The organism is Lentzea alba, from assembly GCF_047445655.1.
Lineage (GTDB): Bacteria > Actinomycetota > Actinomycetes > Mycobacteriales > Pseudonocardiaceae > Lentzea > Lentzea alba_A.
Genome location: NZ_JAJAEG010000003.1, coordinates 254,528 through 271,510, shown reverse-complemented (window position 1 = coordinate 271,510; position 16,983 = coordinate 254,528). Strand labels below are relative to the sequence as shown.

Here is a 16,983-nt window from a genome sequence, read left to right as displayed (position 1 = left end):
TCCAGTCCACCAGTGCCAATGGAGCGTGAAATGGACCGTTTCCAGGACCCGGCCGAGCTGGTCGAGGTGCTCGGCGACTGGGCCTCGGCCCGCGGGCCGCTGTACCGCAAGCTCTCCGGGGCGATGGCCAGGGCGATGCGCGCCGGCGACCTGCCGCACGGTGAACGCCTGCCGTCGGAACGGGATCTGGCCAGGATGCTCCAGGTCAGCCGGGCCACCGTGGTCGCCGCCTACGACGAGCTGCGCGGCAACGGCATGATCGCCAGCCTGCGCGGCAGCGGGACCAGGGTGAACCTCAAGCCCGTCAAGCGAAGAGCGGGCTCGGACGGCCGGGTGCCGGGCGGTCGGGCCACGTCGATCTTCCAGCGACTGGTGGACGGGCCGGGCGAGGTGATCTCGCTGGCGTTCGCGGTCGAACCGGCCGCGCCCGAACTCGCCGACGCGGTGCGCGAGCTCGTCGACGACGACCTGACCGACCTGCTGGGCGACGTCGGCTACCACCCGCGCGGCTTCCCGCCGTTCCGCGACGCCATCGCCGCCTACTACGAGCGCATGAGCGTGCCGACGGTGCCGGACCAGGTGCTGGTGACCACCGGCGCCCAGCAGGCACTCGGCCTCGTGGCGCAGATGTACTTGAGACTCGGCTCGACCGTCGTGGTGGAGTCGCCGAGCTGGCCGGGCTGCCTGGACGTGTTCCGCGCGGCCGGCGCCAAGATGATCTCGGTGCCACTGGACGACGAGGGCATCTCCGCCGACGGTCTCGCGCAGGCGTGCGGCGAGCACCAGCCCGCGCTGCTCTACGTGATGCCGACCTACCACAACCCGACCGGCCGACTGATGTCCGCGCACCGCCGCCAGCGGGTCGCCGAGATCGCCGCCCGGTTCGAGGTGCCGGTCCTGGAGGACAACGCCTACACGTCGTTCAACGCCGGCGCTTCCAGCCAGGTGCCACCGATCGCGGCCTACGCGCCGGACGGCTCCGAGGTCATCACGGTGGGCTCGCTGGCCAAAGCGGTCTGGGGCGGCCTGCGGATGGGCTGGTTGCGGGCACCGGGCGGGATCATCGAACGGCTAGCGCGCTACAAGGTGCTCGCCGACCTGGCCAGTCCGGTGCTGGACCAGGCCATTGCCGCCAAGATCCTGCCGCGGCTGGACGTCATCGCCGCCGGCCGGGAACAGGTCGTGCGGGCGCGGCTGCACCAGCTGTGCGAGCTGCTCTCCGCCGACCTGCCCGAGTGGAACTGGCAGCTGCCCGACGGCGGTTCCGCGCTGTGGGTCGAACTGCCTGACACGGACGCGAGGGTGTTCGCCCAGATCGCCCTGCGGCACGGCGTCGAGGTCGTGCCGGGCGCGGCGGCCGACCCGACCGGCGGGCACGACAACTACCTCCGGCTGCCGTTCACCTTCCCCGAGGAGACGCTGACCGAACTCGTGCGGCGGTTGCAGCGCGCGTGGCTCGAACTGCGGCGACACGGCCCGGAAAGCAGCTCGCTCAGTCCATCCGTGTAGTTGTCCGACGACACCGAACAGCTCACTGCGTAGTTGTCCGATCACGCTTTGCGAAGGTGGACAAAAAACACTGCGTAGTCACCCGATCACAATGTACAACCGGCAGTTTTCTTTATTGTCCGACGGTATTGAAGCGATCCATTTTCGGGCGAAGTTCCAGTCCAAGCTGGTCCGAAGAGAGCAACGGATCACCGCCGACGAACTTATTGCACCCGCGACCTGGAGCAACATATGGTTTGCGCCGAGCAACGAGCGCAGGGGAGGCGCCGTTCCAAACTCGGAGATCTCACAACGGACTGCCGGACAATTCTTTTGTATCCGGCTTCCACGTGCTAACTCTTGAGTAGTGTCGCCGCCACCGAGGGGGGACCTGGGTCGCGAACGACGCATCGTTGAACGTTGGACGAACAGCAGGGGCAAGCTCATTCCCGAGCACCGGGAATGGGCGAGTTCGAGGCTGCGCGAAATATCAGGGGTGGCATTTCATTGCAGTCATTGGCAGTCAATTTCGTGGAGGTCGCGCACGAGCAGCCGGACGCACCGGCGCTCGTCTGGCGTGGTCAGACCGTCAGTTATCAGGAGCTTTACCTGGCCGCGCGCCGTGCCCAGGCCCGCATCGCATGCCTGCCGGATGACGGCACACCGCTCGGCCTCAAAGCACCCAAGTGCCCGGATTCGATCGCGCTCGTGCTCGGCTGTCTGCTGGCGCAGCGGCGGTTCCTGCTGCCCTCGGCAACGCTGGCCGAACAGACCATGAACGAGCTGTTCACCGCGAGCGGCTGCGCGACGGTTCTGTCCGAAGTGGACGCTCAATGGACCGGTCAGGGAGCGATCCACTCGTTCACCCCCGACCCGGACCGCGTGACGTTCATGCTGACCACGTCCGGCTCGACCGGACGGCCCAAGGTCGTGCCGCTCACCGAGGGTGCGGTGGACAGGTTCACCGACTGGGCGGACGCGCACTTCGGGGTGCGCGGGGTGGTGCTGAACTACAGCCCGCTGAACTTCGACCTCTGCCTGCTCGACGTCTGGGCGACGCTCAAGCACGGCGGCACGGTCGTGCTGGTCGACCCCGAGCGCGGCACCGACGGCGCACATCTCGGCGAACTGTTGCGGAACAACGAGGTCGAGGTCGTCCAGGCCGTGCCGATGTTCTTCGGGCTCCTCCAGGACGACGAGCCGTACCCGCACGTCCGCCAGGTGATCATGACCGGTGACACCGTCCCGGCCCGCACGCTGGCGCGACTGCCCGTGCTGTTCCCGAACGCCCGCCTGCACAACCTCTACGGCTGCACCGAGACCAACGACAGCCTCGTGCACGAGCTCGACCCCGCGCGGTTGCCGGCCGGTCCGGTTCCGCTCGGCACGCCACTGCCGGGGGTCGAGATCCGGGTCGTCGCCGGTGAGCTGGAGGTGCGCACGCCGTTCCAGACCAGCGGTTACCTCGATCCGGCGCTCAACGCGGACCGGTTCACCGCCGACGGCTTCTACCGGACCGGCGACATCGTCGAGACCGGTCCCGGCGGCGAGCTGACCCTGGTGGGGCGCAACGACTTCCAGGTCAAGGTGCGCGGCGTGCGGACGAACGTCCAGGAGGTCGAGCGCGTGCTGCTGGACCACCCGGAGATCACCGAGGCCGCCGTGGTCGCCGTGCCGGACCCGATCGCCGGGCACCTGCTGCACGCCGAGCTGCGCCGCGAGCCCTCCTCAAAGCTGAACTCCCTGGTGCTGCGCCAGTTCTGCGCTCAACGGCTGGCACTCACCTCCATTCCGTCCACCATCCGCATCACCGCCGATCCGCTGCCGAGGACGTCGACCGGCAAGCCGGACCGGCAGCTCCTCGTCCGCAGGAACACCAAGGGGAAAGTGACCATGGACCACACCCAGGAGATCACGAAGTTCGTCGTCGAGGAGTTCCTGCCGGACGTGCCGGCCGGTGACCTCGCGGCCGACTACGACCTGCTCGCCGGGGGTGTCATCGACAGCCTCGGCCTGCTGAAGGTGATCGCCTGGCTGGAGGACAGGTTCGCGCTCGCCGTCGACGACATCGACCTCGAACCGGACCTCTTCCGCAGCGTCGCCGCCATCAACACGTTCATCAACCAGGTCGAGCAGACTGCCAAGAACCAGACGGCAGCGAGATGACCCACGACCTGCTCGACGCGCTTGTCAACCGCCGTCGCCGCGTCGAGCCCGAGATGTGCCGGTCGTTCTGGGACCGGTTGCACGACAGGCAGGTCGACCGCGCCGAGGCCGCCGCAGTGCTGGCCGCGTTGTCGACCGCCATGCCGGATCCGGCCACCGTCACCACAGTTGTCGCCTCGCTGCACGAACGCAGGCCCTCCCATCACCACGTCTTTCCGGCGGCGGTGAACATCGTCGGCACCGGCGGTGGTCCACGCACCGCGAACATCTCGACCGCAGCGGCGTTCGTCGCGGCCTCGACTGGTGTTCAGGTCGTGAAGACCGGTTCCCGGGCCAGTTCCGGCGGAGTCGGGTCGATCAACCTGCTCGACCGGCTCGGGGTGAGCCTCACCCGTTCCTACGACGAGACCGCCGACCAGCTCCACCGGTTCGGCATCGCGTTCGCCGGCTACTTCGTCTACCCCACCGAACTGACGCGGCTCGCCCGCACCGTGCTGCCGCTAGACCTGCGCACGATCGGGCGCTGGATCAACACCGTCGGCCCGTTCCTGGCCGACATGCCGGTGTCCGCGCAGCTCACCGGGGTGTCCGACCCGACGCACCTGCCGGCGCTGCGGGCCTTGGCCGATGCTCAACCGGAGAAGCGGTTCTGGTTGTGCAGCAACGAACTGCGCGCGGACGAGCTGCTCAGCTTCACCCCGAACTCGGTGCACGGCGACCGCGACTTCCGGATGAGCCCGGTCGGTCGCGGTGACCTCACCGGGCTCGCCGCCGCGCCGGACGACGACGTGGTCGAGCACTTCCTGGAGCTGCTGGCCGGGCGGGCACCGGCGGCCGCCGTGGACACGGTGTGCTTGAACGCGGCGGCGCTCGCGGTGGCCGCAGGACGGGAACCTGGCTTCCCCGCGGCATTGCAGGCCGCACGGGAGGCCGTTTCGGACGGTGCCGCGCTGGCGCTGGCCGAACGCATGCGACGGGTGATGGCGCATGGCTGAAGATTCCCCCAGGTTCTTCAGCGGTGCGCCTGGCCTGGCTCTGTTCCTCAACGCGGGCGACCCACCACTGCCCGTCCTGCGCGACGTGATCAGCATGCTCGACGAGCACCGGGTCGACTGCCTTGAACTCGCGGTCCCGTTCCCGAACTCGTTCACCGACGGCCCGGTGGTGCGCAGCTCGGCGAAACGCGCGCTCGCCAGAGGCGTGGGTCTGGCCGCAGTGCTCGACTTGCTGGCAGACGTCGTGCCAAGCCTGCGGCACACCAAGATCGCGCTGCTGGCCGACTGGAGCCACACCGTCAAGCCCGCGCCCATCGGTGACTTCGTCGCCAGGATCGCGGACTCGGCGGCGAACGCGTTGCTGTTGCACGGTCTTCCGCCGCGGCTGCGCGACGACTACCACGCGGCCGCCGCCGACAAAGCGCTGCCGTTGGTCACCACCTGCTACCCGAACTCCCCAGACGACACGCGGCAGCACTCCGCCAAGCACGCGTCGGCCTACCTCTACCTGGTCGCGCACTACGGACGCAGCGGCAACCGCCCGGCCGGCGGGTTCGCGGCCCTCGCGGAACCCATCAGCCGGCTGCGGACCGAGACGTCCGCGCCGATCGCGGTCGGGTTCGGTGCCCGCACCCGAGCCGACGTCATCGCCCTGCACGACGCGGGCGCGGATGCCGTCGTGATCGGCAGCGCGGCCGTCGAGCACGTCGAGGACGGCGATCCCGTGGAGAACCTCGCGGGCTTCGTCCGATCCCTGCACCCCACAGACGCCCACCACCAGCGGAAAACCGTAGTCAAGGAGCTGACATGATCATTCGCAAGATCGACGACGTCCCGTCGGTGGACTGGGGCAACGGCCTGAGCAGGCGGTTTCTGGTCGCCACCGACGACATGGGCTACACCGTGACCGACACCATCGTCCGCGCCGGCACGAAGTCGCGCCTGGAGTACCGCAACCACCTCGAAGCCTGCTACTGCATCGAGGGACGCGGTGAGGTCATCGACCTCGACGGAGTCAGTCATCCGATCGAGCCGGGAACGCTGTACGCGCTAGACCGCAACGATGCGCACTTCCTCGTGGCGGCACCCGAAACGGATCTGAGACTCGTGTGCGTCTTCTCCCCCGCGTTGCGCGGGGACGAGCGGCACAGCCTCGACTCCGGCGAGTTCTCACACTACTGACCGGAGCGGGCTCGTGATCAACTGGAACTCGGATCAGCTGGCACTGCGGGAAGGCCTGGCCGCGTGGTCGGCCAGGCTCAGCGCGGACCACGTCGAGCGGGACGCCGAAGGTGGCTTCCAGCACGACAAGTGGGACCTCGTGCGGGACTGCGGCATCCTGCGGCTGCCCTTCGGCGAGCAGTGGGGCGGGCTCGGCCAGGACCTGCTCACCACGATGTACCTGCTGGAGGGACTCGGCCACGGATGCCGTGACGGCGGACTGAACTTCGCGGTGTCCACGCACCTGGTCAGCACCGGGATCCCGTTGCAGCGCTTCGGGTCCGCGTCGCTCAAGGACCGCTATCTGCCCGCGGTCTGCGACGGGACGAGGATCGGCGCGCACGCGATCACGGAGCCCGGCGGCGGCTCGGACGCACTCGCCATGAGCACCCGAGCCGTCCGCGACGGCGACGACTTCGTGCTGACCGGCAGCAAGACGTTCGTCAGCAACGGACCGGTGGCCGATCTGTTCGTGGTGTACGCCCGCACGCACCCCGACGGCGGGCCATTGGGCACGACCGCGTTCCTCGTCGAACGAGGCACGCCGGGGTTCGCCGTCGGCAACCCGATTCCCAAGATGGGGCTGCGCACGGCGCCGTTGGCGGAGCTGTACTTCGACGAGGTGCGGGTGCCCGCGACCAACGTCGTCGGGCGCGTCGGCGGAGGCTTCCTGGTCCTCGACTTCGTGATGAAGTGGGAGATCCTCTGCTCGTTCGTGATCAACCTCGGCGAGATGCAGCACCGGCTCGAACGTTGCATCTCCTACGCGGGCGAACGGACCGCGTTCGGCGCGCCGATCGGCTCGTACCAGGCCGTCTCACACCGGATCGCGGACATGAAGATCGGTGTCGAAACAACGAGAAAATGGTTGTACGACACCGGTTCCAAGCTCGCGCAGGGCAAGAACGTGACCACCGACATGGCGATCACGAAGCTCGTCGCGAGCGAGCAGAACGTCGCGTCCGCCATGGCCGCGGTGCAGATCTTCGGCGGCAACGGCTACATGGCGGAGTTCGGGCTGGAGAAGGACCTCCGCAACGCCGTCGCCGGAACGATCTACTCGGGGACCTCCGAGATCCAACGCAACCGCATCGCGACGATGCTCGGACTGAAGTAGGCGTGCCGTGTTCATAGACCACGAATCCGACGAGGTGCGGGAGTTCGTCGACCGCACGGTGTCCACAGTGGATCCGCCACTCGCGCAAGCCGTCTCGCTCTACTACGCGGTCCGCGACAAGATCCGGTACGAGGTGTACGGCGCCGACCTGTCCCGCGACGGCCTGCGGGCGAGCCAGGTGCTGCGGGCCGGATCAGGCATGTGCATCCACAAGTCGATCGTCTACTCGGCGGCGCTGCGGGCGATCGGCGTGCCGTCCCGGCTGGTGCTCACCGACGTCCGCAACCACCTGGCGTCGTCCAGGCTGCGGGAACTGGTCGGCGGCGACGTGTTCCGGTTCCACTGCCTCACCTCCGTCCACAACGGACACAAGTGGGTGCGCGCCACCCCGGTGTTCAACAAGATGCTCTGCCGGCTCTACCGCATCACGCCGCTCGACTTCGACGGCACCGCGGACAGCCTCTACCACCCCTTCGACTCCCACGGCCGCGAGCACATGGAGTTCCTGCACGAGCACGGCGAGTTCGACGACCTGCCCTACGACCTCGTGATCGACGGCCTGCGCGCCGCCCATCCGAACCTGTTCGCCGACGCCGACCGGTTCGCCGGTGGCTCCCTGCTCGCCGACGCACACACTGGAGACCTGCGATGACCGACCAGATCAAGTACCTCCTCGACGAGAAGGACATCCCGGCCACCTGGTACAACCTGGCCGCGGACCTGCCCGACCTACCGCCGCTGCTGCATCCCGGCACCGGGGCGCCGATCACCGTCGACGACCTGACGCCGATCATGCCCAAGATCGTGGCCGAGCAGGAGCTCAGCCGCGAGCGGGAGATCGAGATCCCGGAGCCGGTGCGCCAGATCTACGCGCAGTGGCGGCCGTCGCCGTTGTTCCGGGCGCGCCGGTTGGAGCGCGCCTTGGACACACCCGCGCGGATCTACTACAAGTACGAGGGCGGCAGCCCGGCCGGCAGCCACAAGCCGAACACCGCGATCGCGCAGGCGTTCTACAACCACGAGGCGGGCATCCGCAAGCTCGCGACCGAGACCGGCGCCGGGCAGTGGGGCTCCTCGTTGTCGCTCGCTGGAGCGCTGTTCAACCTGCAGGTCCAGGTCTACATGGTGAAGGTCAGCTTCCACCAGAAGCCCTACCGCAGGCTGCTGATGGAGACCTACGGCGCGCGCTGCGTGGCGTCGCCGAGCACCGAGACCGAGGCCGGCCGGAAGATCCTCGCCGACGACCCGGACTGCACGGGCAGCCTCGGCATCGCGACCTCCGAGGCCCTTGAGGTCGCGATGAACGACCCGGAGACCAACTACGCCGGTGGCAGCGTGCTCAACCACGTGCTGCTGCACCAGAGCGTGATCGGCCAGGAGGCGATCGCGCAGTTCGCCCTCGCCGACGACTACCCCGACATCGTGGTCGGCTGCGCGGGTGGCGGCAGCAACCTCGGCGGGCTGACGTTCCCGTTCATCGGCGCCCGGCTGCGCGGCGGCCCCTCCGTACGAGTCATCGCGGCCGAACCGGCGGCGTGCCCGACGCTGACTCGTGGCATGCTCGCCTACGACTTCGGCGACACCGCGGGCCTCACCCCGTTGCTGCGCATGCACACCCTGGGCCACACGTTCGTGCCGCCGCCGTTCCACGCGGGCGGTCTGCGCTACCACGGCATGGCGCCGCTGGTGAGCGCCGCGATGTCGGCGGACCTGCTGGAGGCCGTCGCGGTCGAGCAGACGGCGTGTTTCGCGGCGGGCATCCAGTTCGCGCGGTCCGAGGGCATCGTGCCCGCACCGGAGTCCACCCACGCGATCTCGGCGGCGATCACGGAAGCGTTGCGCTGCAAGGAGGAGGGCCGGTCCGAAGCCATCCTCTTCGGACTGTCGGGCCACGGCCACTTCGACCTGGCGGCCTACGAGGCGCACCTCACCGGCTCGCTGCGCGACGAGTCCTTCTCGCAGGCCGGACTGGACGCCGCGCTCGCCCAGCTGCCCGCACTGGCCGATGCCTGAGCTGAAGGTCTGCGGCGCCACCAGCGCCGCGGACCTCGGCCTGCTCTCCGCGGCGGGTGCTGACCTGGTCGGGTTGTGGCACGGCGTGCCCGGCGGCCACGCCGAGCTCACCCTCGGCCGGCTGACCTCGCTCGCCGCGGCGGCACACCTGATCACACCGGTGCTGGTGACGCTGGCGCCGGACGTGCGGGACGTGCTGGCGGTGTCCGGCATCAAGGTCGTGCAGCTGCACGGCTACCAGCCGCCGGGCACCGTGCGGGCGTTGAAGCAGCTCGGCGTGCACGTGATCAAGGTGCTGCACGTGAGCGGCTCGTCGTGCCCGGAACGGCCGTTGATCCGCGCGTACGAACGGGCCGGGGTGGACTCGTTCCTCGTCGACGCGGTCGGTGCGGACGGGCGGATCGGCAGCACTGCCCGGTCTTTGGCGCCCTCGGTGGTGCTGGACCTGGTGGACGCGGTGAGCGTGCCGTTCCTGCTGGCCGGTGGGATCACGGCGGCCAACGCGGAGACGTTCGCATCTGTTGCCGCGCATCCGATGTTCCGCGGGGTGGACGTGGACACCGGTGCGCGGGACGCCTTCGGGGACTTCGACGCGGCGAAGGTGACCGCGTTGCGGCGCAGTTGGACGGAACGGGTGGCGGCATGAGTGCGTTCGTCGAGGCGATCACCGGGGCGCGGGTCCCGGTGATCGCCGAGGTGAAGCTGCGTGACGGCGACGGCACCGACCTGCTCCGCGGGCGTTCGGTGGCCGACGTGGTCGCCGCGTATCGGGAGGCGGGCGCGGCGTGCGTATCGGTGGTCACCGGCAAGTGGTTCGGCGGTAACGCCGAGCTGCTGCGCGAGGTGGCGTCACGCATCGACGTTCCGTTGTTGCGCAAGGACTTCATCACGTCGGCGTCCCAGCTGCGGATGTCCAGGCAGCTCGGAGCGTCCGCCGTCCTGCTCACGGCGGCACTGCTGCCCGCAGGCGTGCTGCCCAAGTTGGCCGACCAGGCGCTGGAGCTCGGCCTCACGCCGTTCATCGAGGTGACGAACGCGGGTGAGCTCCCGGCAGACGCGCGTGAGTGCGTGATCGCGGTGAACAACAAGGACATCAAGCACCGCGAACGCCTGCCGGCCGACGTCGAGCGCAGCACCGGCCTGCTGGCCGATGTCCTCGCCACCGGCACACCGTGCCCGGTCAGTGCGAGCGGGATCGACACGCCAGAAGCCGGTGCGCGGCTGATCGACGCCGGGTTCTCCGCGCTGCTGATCGGCACCGGACTGCTGCAAGCCGGCAGCCCGCGTGAGTGGTTCGCGCAGTTCGAGCAGGCGAGGACCAACGCATGAAAGCACTGTCGCTTCGCGATGCCCTGGGCGAGTGCTGCCTCACCCACGACGTCGCACTCCCGGCGGACCGGATCGCGGCCGACTTCGCGGTCCGGTTCGCGGGTGTGCCCGCCACCTCGCACACCCGCCCGGAACCGGCCGTGCGCTACACCGCCACCGGTCACGCGATTCCTGTGCTGCTGGGCATGTACGGCGACGAGGAGCGAGTCCGCAACTGGCTTCCCGGATTACCGGAAAGGTCCACCGTGGACTCGGTTGCCAAGCTCCTGGACCAACGCGCCGAACCCGAACACGTGACCAAAGCTCAGTGTCAGCAACAGGTCTCGTCACTGGCGGCGTTGCCGGTGCTGCGGGCCACGCCACGGGATGCGGGGCCGTTCCTGACGATGGGTCTGGTGCACGCGGGCGAGGCGTTGTCCGTGCACCGGATGCTCGTGCTCGACGACTCGCGGCTCGCCATCTGGATGGTTCCCGGACGTCAGCTGTTGGCTTTGTACGAGAAGAACAAGAAGCTGCCCGTGTCCATCAACATCGGCGCCCCACCCGCCGCGCTGGTGGCGTCGGCGTTGTCGAGCGCGATCCTCGGCGGCGTGAGCAAACTGGAGATCGCCGGCGCGCTGGCGGGTGCCCCGATCGCGGTCGCCGAGGGTGTCACGCAACCGGTGCGGGTGCTCGCGGACTCGGAGATCGTGCTGGAGGGCTACCTCGACGGCAGCACCGCCGACGAACCGCCACCGGTGTCGCTGCCGGAGTTCCTCGGCTACGACGGCGATGCGCGGGCCGGTCTGCCGGTGATCACCGTGACCGCCGTGACCACCCGGCACAACCCGGTGTACCAGGCGGTGATCGGGCCGGGCCGCGAGCAGTCGGTGATCCTCGGGCTCGCCGGGGCGTTGTCGGTCGCGCTGTCGGGCACCGACGACGACTGGCGCCTGATCGACGACCTGCACTTCAGCGCGTCGGGCGGCGGCATGCTCACGCTCAACGTCGCCATCCGCAAGAAGTCGGCCCGCGACGACGAACGGCTCACGGACGTCGCCCGGCGGATCTTCGCGCAGCACCGGTTCGTGAAGCTGATCGTCTTCACCGACCCGGACGTGGACCTCCGCAACCCCGAGGACCTGTGGTGGGCCGTGACGACCCGCGCGAACCTCGGCACGGACTGCCACGCGTTCGGCGACTTCCGCCCGTTGCCGATGGACCCGTCCCAGGCACCGGACTGGCGCGGCGGGCACGGTGGCACCACCCGCACGTTCGTCGACGCCACGACCCCCTTCGCGCTCAACACCCAGCGGAGCTTTGGATGAGACTCGTCGTCGGCATCACCGGCGCGACCGGCACGATCCTCGGCGTGCGGCTGCTGGAGGCGTTGCGGCAGCTGGAGGTCGAGACCCACCTGGTGCTCAGCCGGTGGGGTCGCGCGACGCTGGAGATGGAGACCGACCTGACCGCCGCGGACGTCCGTGCGCTCGCCACCGTCTCCTACGGGCCCGGTGACGCGTCCGCGGCGATCGCCAGCGGGTCCTTCCGCACCGACGGGATGATCATCGTGCCGTGCAGCATGAAGACGCTGGCCGCGGTGCGCACCGGCTACGGCGACGGACTGATCCCCCGTGCCGCCGACGTGACTCTGAAGGAACGCCGCAAGCTCGTGCTGGTGCCGCGCGAACTACCGCTGTCGGAGATCCACCTGGAGAACATGCTGGCGTTGACCAGGATGGGCGCCGTGATCGCGCCGCCGGTGCCGGCGTTCTACACCCGCCCCACGTCGATCGACGAGATCGTCACGCACATCGTCGCGCGCGTGCTCGACCAGTTCGGACTCGATCTGCCGGACGTGCCTCGCTGGACCGGACCGCCCGAGAAACTCGTTGGATCATCGGATGGCCGCGACCTACCGTGACGCGTGTGAGCGACCAACCTGTTCAGGCCTTCGAACCGCCCTACTACCTGGCGGTCTTCACCACGGTGCGCACCCAGGAGCAGACCGGCTACAGCGAGACCGCCGACCGCATGGAGGAGCTCGTGCAGGACATCCCCGGCTACCTGGGGATGGACCACGCGCAGACGCCCGGTGGGCTGGGCATCTCCGTCGGGTACTTCCGTGATGCCGAGGCGTTGACGCAATGGCGGACCCAGGCCGAACACCGCGAGGCGCAGCAGCGCGGCCGGGAGCAGTGGTATGAGAGCTACACGCTGCACGTGGCGAAGGTGGAACGGAGCCACGGGTTCACCCGCGCATAGGGTGACGCCATGCTGACCATCGACGACGTCCGGGCCGCGGCCGAGGTCCTCGAAGGACGGGTGCTGCGCACGCCGACACTCCCCTCGCCGGGGCTGTCCGCGCTGCTGGGCGTGCCGACGACGGTGAAGCTGGAGTTGTTGCAGCGCACCGGGTCGTTCAAGACGCGCGGTGCCGTCGCGAAGATCCTCTCGCTGTCCGACGAGGCACGGGCGGCGGGCGTGGTCGGAGTCAGCGGCGGCAACCACGGCATCGCGCTGGCCGACGCGGCGGCGCAACTGGGCGTTCGCGCAGCCGTCGTGATGCCCTCCTCGGCACCGGTCCGGTCGGTGGAGCTCGCCCGCGCCTCTGGTGCGGACGTGCGGATCACGAACGGCCTGGCGGAGGCGTTCGCGCTGCTGAACGAGCTGGTCACGGCGGGTGCGACCCTGGTCCACCCGTACGACGACCCGATCGTGGTCGCCGCGCAGGGCACCGTCGGCCTGGAGTTCGCGACGGACGCCCCGGACGTCACCGACGTGCTGGTGAGCATCGGCGGCGGAGGGCTGATCTCGGGTGTCGCGACCGCGTTCCACGCGCTGGTGCCCGGCGTGCGCGTGTGGGGCGTCGAGGTCGAGGGCGCCGACGCGATGCGCCAGGCGCTGGCCGCGGGCGGTCCCGTGGACATCACGCCCACGTCGATCGTCTCGACCCTCTCGGCGCCCCACGCGTCGCAGCTGACCTACGACCACGTCGTCGCGCTGGTCGAGGACGTGCTGGTGGTGTCCGACGCCGAGGCGGTGCAGGGCTCGATCACGCTGGCCGAGACGCAGAAGGTGTGGGCCGAGCCCGCGGCCGGTTGTCTTGTCGCGGCGGCCCGGACGGTGCTCGACCGGGTCGGGCCCGGCGCCCGGCTCGGAATCGTGGTGTGCGGCGGGAACGTGGCGCTCGCGGACATGATCCGCTGGCGTGAGCGTTAGTTGACAACTTCCCACGAACTCGCCCGGCGGCACCGGTCCCGCCACTATCCTCCCGGCGCGGAGACCTGGGGATCGGAGGAGCCATCGGCGGGTTGAGCGTGCGGGTGCTGGGCCCGCTCGAGGTCTGGCGTGCCGACCGCAGGGAGAGCCTCGGCGGCGTCAAGCAGCGAGCGCTGCTCGCGCACCTCGCGCTGCACGCGAACACCGGTGTCTCGCTCGACCAGCTGGTAGAGGCCCTGTGGCCGGTCTCGCGGCCGCGCTCGGTCGTGTCGAACGTCCGCACGTACGTCTGGCAGCTGCGCCAACTCCTCGATGACCACCTGCGCACCCACGGCACCGGATACGTGCTGCAGGTGTCCGCTCAGGAACTCGACGCGTTGCAGTTCGACGAGCTGGTGTCGGACGCGCGCCGAAGCCCGGACGCACTGGAGTTGTTGCGGCAGGCGGAATCCCTCTGGCGCGGCCGGCCGTTGGAAGACCTGCCGGACCACGAGGCCTGGGCACCCGCCATCGCCCGGCTGGACGAGGCCCGGCTCACCGCGACCGAGCAACGGCTCGCGTTGCAGGTGGCGCTCGGCGAGAGTGCCGCCGCGATCCCGGAGCTGCGGGCGTTACTGGCCGAGCACCCGTACCGCGAGAGTGTGTGCGGTCAGCTCGTGGTCGCGTTGCAGCAGGACAACAGGCGTGCCGAGGCGCTGCAGGTCTACGCGGACATGCGCTCACGGCTGGCCGACGAGCTCGGTCTGGAGCCGGGACCGGCACTGCGGGAAGCCCAGCTCGCGGTGCTGCGCGACGAACCGGTCTCCGCGGCGATTCGTCAGTTACCGCCGTCGGTGTCCGATTTCTGCGGTCGTACCAACGAATCCGAGGCGTTGGTGGCGGCGTTGCGCGGCTCGGTGTCGGTCGCCGGAGTGACCGGACCGCCCGGCGTCGGCAAGTCGACGTTCGCGATCCGGGTGGCACACGAGGTCAGCGATCACTTCCCGGACGGGCAGCTGTACGTCGATCTCGCCGGTACCGCCGACCACCCGCGTGACGCGAGCGACGTGCTCACGGAACTGTTGCACGCCTTGGGGATCACCGGAGCCGGGTTGCCGTCGCAGGGGACCGCCCGTGCCGCGCTCTACCGTTCGAAGCTCGCCGGCCGGCGGGTGCTGGTGGTGCTCGACGACGCCGCCTCGGTGAGCCAGGTCGTGCCGCTGCTGCCGGGCGACCCGGGCTGCGCGGTCCTGGTGACCAGCCGGCGTCGGCTGTCCGAGCTGCCCGGCGCGCTGCAGGTGGAGCTGCCGCCGTTCGAACCCGAGGAGGCGTTCGCGCTGCTCGCGGGCATCGCGGGCGAGGACCGCGTCAGCGCCCAGCCCGGTGAGGCCGCGGCGATCGCGCTGGCGTGCGGGCATCTGCCGCTGGCGATCCGGGTGGCGGGCGCGCGGCTGGCCGGGCGCAGCGGGTGGTCGATGCAGGTCCTGCGGGAACGGCTGGTCGACGAGTCGACGCGCCTGCGTGAGCTGAGCTCCGGCGAACTGGCCGTGCGGGCGAGCTTCGACCTCAGCGTGCGGCAGCTGCCTGAACGGGAGTACCACGCATTCGTGCGGCTGGCGTTGCTCGGACAGCACGACTTCCCGGGCTGGGTGGTCGAGACGCTGCTCGACGCGCCGGGCAGCGAGGAGCTGGTCGACGGGCTGGTCGACGCCAACCTGCTCGAGTCCTGCGGCGCCGACGGCATCGGCCAGCCGCGCTACCGGCTGCACGACCTGCTGCGGTGCCACGCGCTGGAGCTGGTCCGTTCGGTGCCCGACCGTGCGCTCGCGTTGGAACGGACGTTGCGTGCATGGCTGTGGCTCGCGGTCACGGCGGCACACCGGTTGCCGGTCACGTTCGGCACGACGATCGCTTCGGTCGACCCGGTGCACGCACCGGAACACCTGCTCGCCGAGCCGGTCGCGTGGTTCGAGGCGGAGCGGCGGACGTTGTGCGGCGCGGTCGACCTGGCGGCGGCGGCCGGGCTCGACGAGGTGGCGTGGCAGCTCGCGGCGGCCTGCGTGCCGTTCTTCGACCTGCACAGCCACTACGAGGACTGGGCCCGGACGCACGCACGGGCTCTGCAATGCGTTCGCGCGGCGGGCAACAAGGCGGGTGAAGCGGCGTTGCTGCGCGGCGTCGCCCAGGTGCACATCTACCGCGACGAGTTCGCCGAGGCCGAACAGGGAATGCTCGCGGCGCAAGAGCTCTACCGCTCGGTCGGGGACGAACGCGGTCAGGGCATCGCAGTCGCGGGCATCGGTGTGGTGTACCGGCTGCGGGCGGAGTACGAGCGCTCGATGGCGTTCTACGTCGAGGCGTTGCGGCTGCTGGAGTCCGCGGGCGATCTGCACTCCATCGCACACGTCCGCGCGTCGATCGGTGGGGTCCACGGTTCACTCGGGGCCTCGGACGAGGCGTTGAGGTGGCTCACCGACGCCCGGCAGCTGGCCGCCGATCTCGGTGACCTGCACCGGGAAGCGCTGGTGCTGGTCCGGCTCTCCGCGCTGTACCGGGCAACTGGCGAGCACGAGGCGGAGTTGGTCAGCGCGCGCCGGGCCGTGGCGATCCTGATGGATCTCACCGACGAGCGGTGCACGGCGTTCGCGCAGGTCGAGCTGGCCGAGGCGTTGATCTCGAACGGGCACCCGCAGGCGGCGCACGACCTGGTGCAACAGGCGTTGGAGACCTACCGCCGGACGGGCAACCGCGAAGGCGAACCCGCCGCGCTGCGCACATTGGCGCGCGCGGCGGGCGCAGTGCCGCGACCCGGATCGCTGGCGAGGTGATTCACGCTCAGCAGGGCACCTCGCGGCACCGGTCTGACCGCGAATTCCCACGGCGGCGTTCCGGGCCGCGGCACTGGGTCAGTTGCTGTTGCCGGGCTTCCAGCCGAGGTAGTTCCGGAAGTAGCCCGTCGAGCTCGCGTGACCGATCCTGCCGCCCACGCTGGTCGACCAGAAGCCGCCGTTGCCGTCAGCGATGCCGACGTGACCCCACTGGCTGGTGTTCCAGAAGACGAACGCACCCTTCGGCGGCCGGCCCGTCGTGTGGCGAGCGCCGTCCGAAGACCTCCAGTGCGCGATGGCCGAAGCGTGGTGCGTCCTGCGGGCCCACGCCAACCGGACCGCACGCTCGCAGTAGCCCTCGTACGCGGTGCTGCCGCGGCGATCCGACATCCACTTGATGGCGCCGGCCGCCGTCTGCTGAATCGCGATGTCGCCGTCGACGGCGGTCGCGGTGGCCGTGTCCTCGAGCCACGGCGCCGCGACCTCGACGTCCGGGCTGAACGCCTCAGCGCCGGTCGCGCTCGCCGGAGCGGCGGTGCTGATCAGCGCCGCGCCCAGCAGACCGACGACCGCGGCCGTCACTTTGATGAACCGCATGGAGATCCTCCCCTGTTTTGCATGACTGCACTGCTCCGTCAGCGTCGCG

16 protein-coding genes are annotated in these 16,983 nt (G+C 69.8%); 15 read left to right on the top strand and 1 reads right to left on the bottom strand.

From position 1 onward, the window contains the following. The first annotated feature begins 30 nt into the window (after positions 1-30). From LFM09_RS06805 to LFM09_RS06735, 15 genes are all read left to right on the top strand, one after another. On the top strand, positions 31-1,509 hold the full coding sequence (locus tag LFM09_RS06805; RefSeq protein WP_414095415.1) for a PLP-dependent aminotransferase family protein: 1,479 nt from the start codon (positions 31-33) through the stop codon (positions 1,507-1,509). A gap of 495 nt (positions 1,510-2,004) precedes the next feature. Then, a complete protein-coding gene (locus LFM09_RS06800) occupies positions 2,005-3,654 on the top strand; it encodes a non-ribosomal peptide synthetase (RefSeq protein WP_414095414.1) in 1,650 nt (549 codons plus the stop codon). Further along, the gene (locus LFM09_RS06795) at positions 3,651-4,649 is read left to right on the top strand and encodes an anthranilate phosphoribosyltransferase (protein ID WP_414095413.1); all 999 of its coding nucleotides are present in this window, start codon (positions 3,651-3,653) and stop codon (positions 4,647-4,649) included. The genes LFM09_RS06800 and LFM09_RS06795 overlap by 4 nt, the downstream gene beginning before the upstream one ends. Next, complete coding sequence (trpA, locus tag LFM09_RS06790; RefSeq protein WP_414095412.1) at positions 4,642-5,460, top strand: tryptophan synthase subunit alpha; 819 nt, start codon at positions 4,642-4,644, stop codon at positions 5,458-5,460. Before LFM09_RS06795 ends, trpA begins: the two co-directional genes overlap by 8 nt. Then, positions 5,457-5,831 carry an ectoine synthase gene (locus LFM09_RS06785; RefSeq protein WP_414095411.1) on the top strand — a complete coding sequence of 125 codons (375 nt, stop codon included), beginning with the start codon at positions 5,457-5,459 and terminating at the stop codon, positions 5,829-5,831. The genes trpA and LFM09_RS06785 overlap by 4 nt, the downstream gene beginning before the upstream one ends. 13 nt (positions 5,832-5,844) lie before the next feature. After that, entirely contained in the window at positions 5,845-6,987 is a 1,143-nt protein-coding gene (locus LFM09_RS06780; protein ID WP_414095410.1) for an acyl-CoA dehydrogenase family protein, read from the top strand. A 7-nt stretch (positions 6,988-6,994) separates the two neighbouring features. Further along, positions 6,995-7,639 (top strand): transglutaminase-like domain-containing protein, encoded by a 645-nt coding sequence (locus tag LFM09_RS06775; RefSeq protein ID WP_414095409.1) that lies wholly within the window; start codon positions 6,995-6,997, stop codon positions 7,637-7,639. Next, positions 7,636-9,000 carry a TrpB-like pyridoxal phosphate-dependent enzyme gene (locus tag LFM09_RS06770; protein ID WP_414095408.1) on the top strand — a complete coding sequence of 455 codons (1,365 nt, stop codon included), beginning with the start codon at positions 7,636-7,638 and terminating at the stop codon, positions 8,998-9,000. Before LFM09_RS06775 ends, LFM09_RS06770 begins: the two co-directional genes overlap by 4 nt. Then, entirely contained in the window at positions 8,993-9,646 is a 654-nt protein-coding gene (locus LFM09_RS06765) for a phosphoribosylanthranilate isomerase (protein ID WP_414095407.1), read from the top strand. Before LFM09_RS06770 ends, LFM09_RS06765 begins: the two co-directional genes overlap by 8 nt. Beyond that, positions 9,643-10,329, top strand: a complete 687-nt coding sequence (locus tag LFM09_RS06760) for a hypothetical protein (RefSeq protein ID WP_414095406.1) — start codon at positions 9,643-9,645, stop codon at positions 10,327-10,329. Before LFM09_RS06765 ends, LFM09_RS06760 begins: the two co-directional genes overlap by 4 nt. After that, positions 10,326-11,636, top strand: coding sequence for a UbiD family decarboxylase domain-containing protein (locus tag LFM09_RS06755; protein ID WP_414095405.1), 1,311 nt, complete (start codon positions 10,326-10,328; stop codon positions 11,634-11,636). Before LFM09_RS06760 ends, LFM09_RS06755 begins: the two co-directional genes overlap by 4 nt. Then, on the top strand, positions 11,633-12,232 hold the full coding sequence (locus tag LFM09_RS06750; protein WP_414095404.1) for a UbiX family flavin prenyltransferase: 600 nt from the start codon (positions 11,633-11,635) through the stop codon (positions 12,230-12,232). The genes LFM09_RS06755 and LFM09_RS06750 overlap by 4 nt, the downstream gene beginning before the upstream one ends. Before the next feature lie 5 nt (positions 12,233-12,237). Next, positions 12,238-12,573, top strand: coding sequence for an antibiotic biosynthesis monooxygenase family protein (locus tag LFM09_RS06745; protein ID WP_414095403.1), 336 nt, complete (start codon positions 12,238-12,240; stop codon positions 12,571-12,573). 9 nt (positions 12,574-12,582) lie between these two features. Continuing rightward, entirely contained in the window at positions 12,583-13,530 is a 948-nt protein-coding gene (locus tag LFM09_RS06740) for a threonine ammonia-lyase (protein WP_414095402.1), read from the top strand. Between the two features lie 98 nt (positions 13,531-13,628). Continuing rightward, on the top strand, positions 13,629-16,337 hold the full coding sequence (locus LFM09_RS06735; RefSeq protein WP_414095602.1) for a BTAD domain-containing putative transcriptional regulator: 2,709 nt from the start codon (positions 13,629-13,631) through the stop codon (positions 16,335-16,337). A gap of 78 nt (positions 16,338-16,415) precedes the next feature. Here LFM09_RS06735 and LFM09_RS06730 read toward each other — a convergent pair whose 3' ends face one another. Continuing rightward, positions 16,416-16,934, bottom strand: a complete 519-nt coding sequence (locus tag LFM09_RS06730; RefSeq protein ID WP_414095401.1) for a hypothetical protein — start codon at positions 16,932-16,934, stop codon at positions 16,416-16,418. Between the last annotated feature and the right edge of the window lie 49 nt (positions 16,935-16,983).

Coding starts and splice junctions, on each gene's coding strand:
- trpA (WP_414095412.1), top strand. CDS start 4,642: ATGGCTGAAGATTCCCCCAGGTTCTTCAGCGGTGCGCCTGGCCTGGCT.
- LFM09_RS06785 (WP_414095411.1), top strand. CDS start 5,457: ATGATCATTCGCAAGATCGACGACGTCCCGTCGGTGGACTGGGGCAAC.
- LFM09_RS06805 (WP_414095415.1), top strand. CDS start 31: ATGGACCGTTTCCAGGACCCGGCCGAGCTGGTCGAGGTGCTCGGCGAC.
- LFM09_RS06740 (WP_414095402.1), top strand. CDS start 12,583: ATGCTGACCATCGACGACGTCCGGGCCGCGGCCGAGGTCCTCGAAGGA.
- LFM09_RS06795 (WP_414095413.1), top strand. CDS start 3,651: ATGACCCACGACCTGCTCGACGCGCTTGTCAACCGCCGTCGCCGCGTC.
- LFM09_RS06750 (WP_414095404.1), top strand. CDS start 11,633: ATGAGACTCGTCGTCGGCATCACCGGCGCGACCGGCACGATCCTCGGC.
- LFM09_RS06770 (WP_414095408.1), top strand. CDS start 7,636: ATGACCGACCAGATCAAGTACCTCCTCGACGAGAAGGACATCCCGGCC.
- LFM09_RS06765 (WP_414095407.1), top strand. CDS start 8,993: ATGCCTGAGCTGAAGGTCTGCGGCGCCACCAGCGCCGCGGACCTCGGC.
- LFM09_RS06760 (WP_414095406.1), top strand. CDS start 9,643: ATGAGTGCGTTCGTCGAGGCGATCACCGGGGCGCGGGTCCCGGTGATC.
- LFM09_RS06755 (WP_414095405.1), top strand. CDS start 10,326: ATGAAAGCACTGTCGCTTCGCGATGCCCTGGGCGAGTGCTGCCTCACC.
- LFM09_RS06730 (WP_414095401.1), bottom strand. CDS start 16,934: ATGCGGTTCATCAAAGTGACGGCCGCGGTCGTCGGTCTGCTGGGCGCG.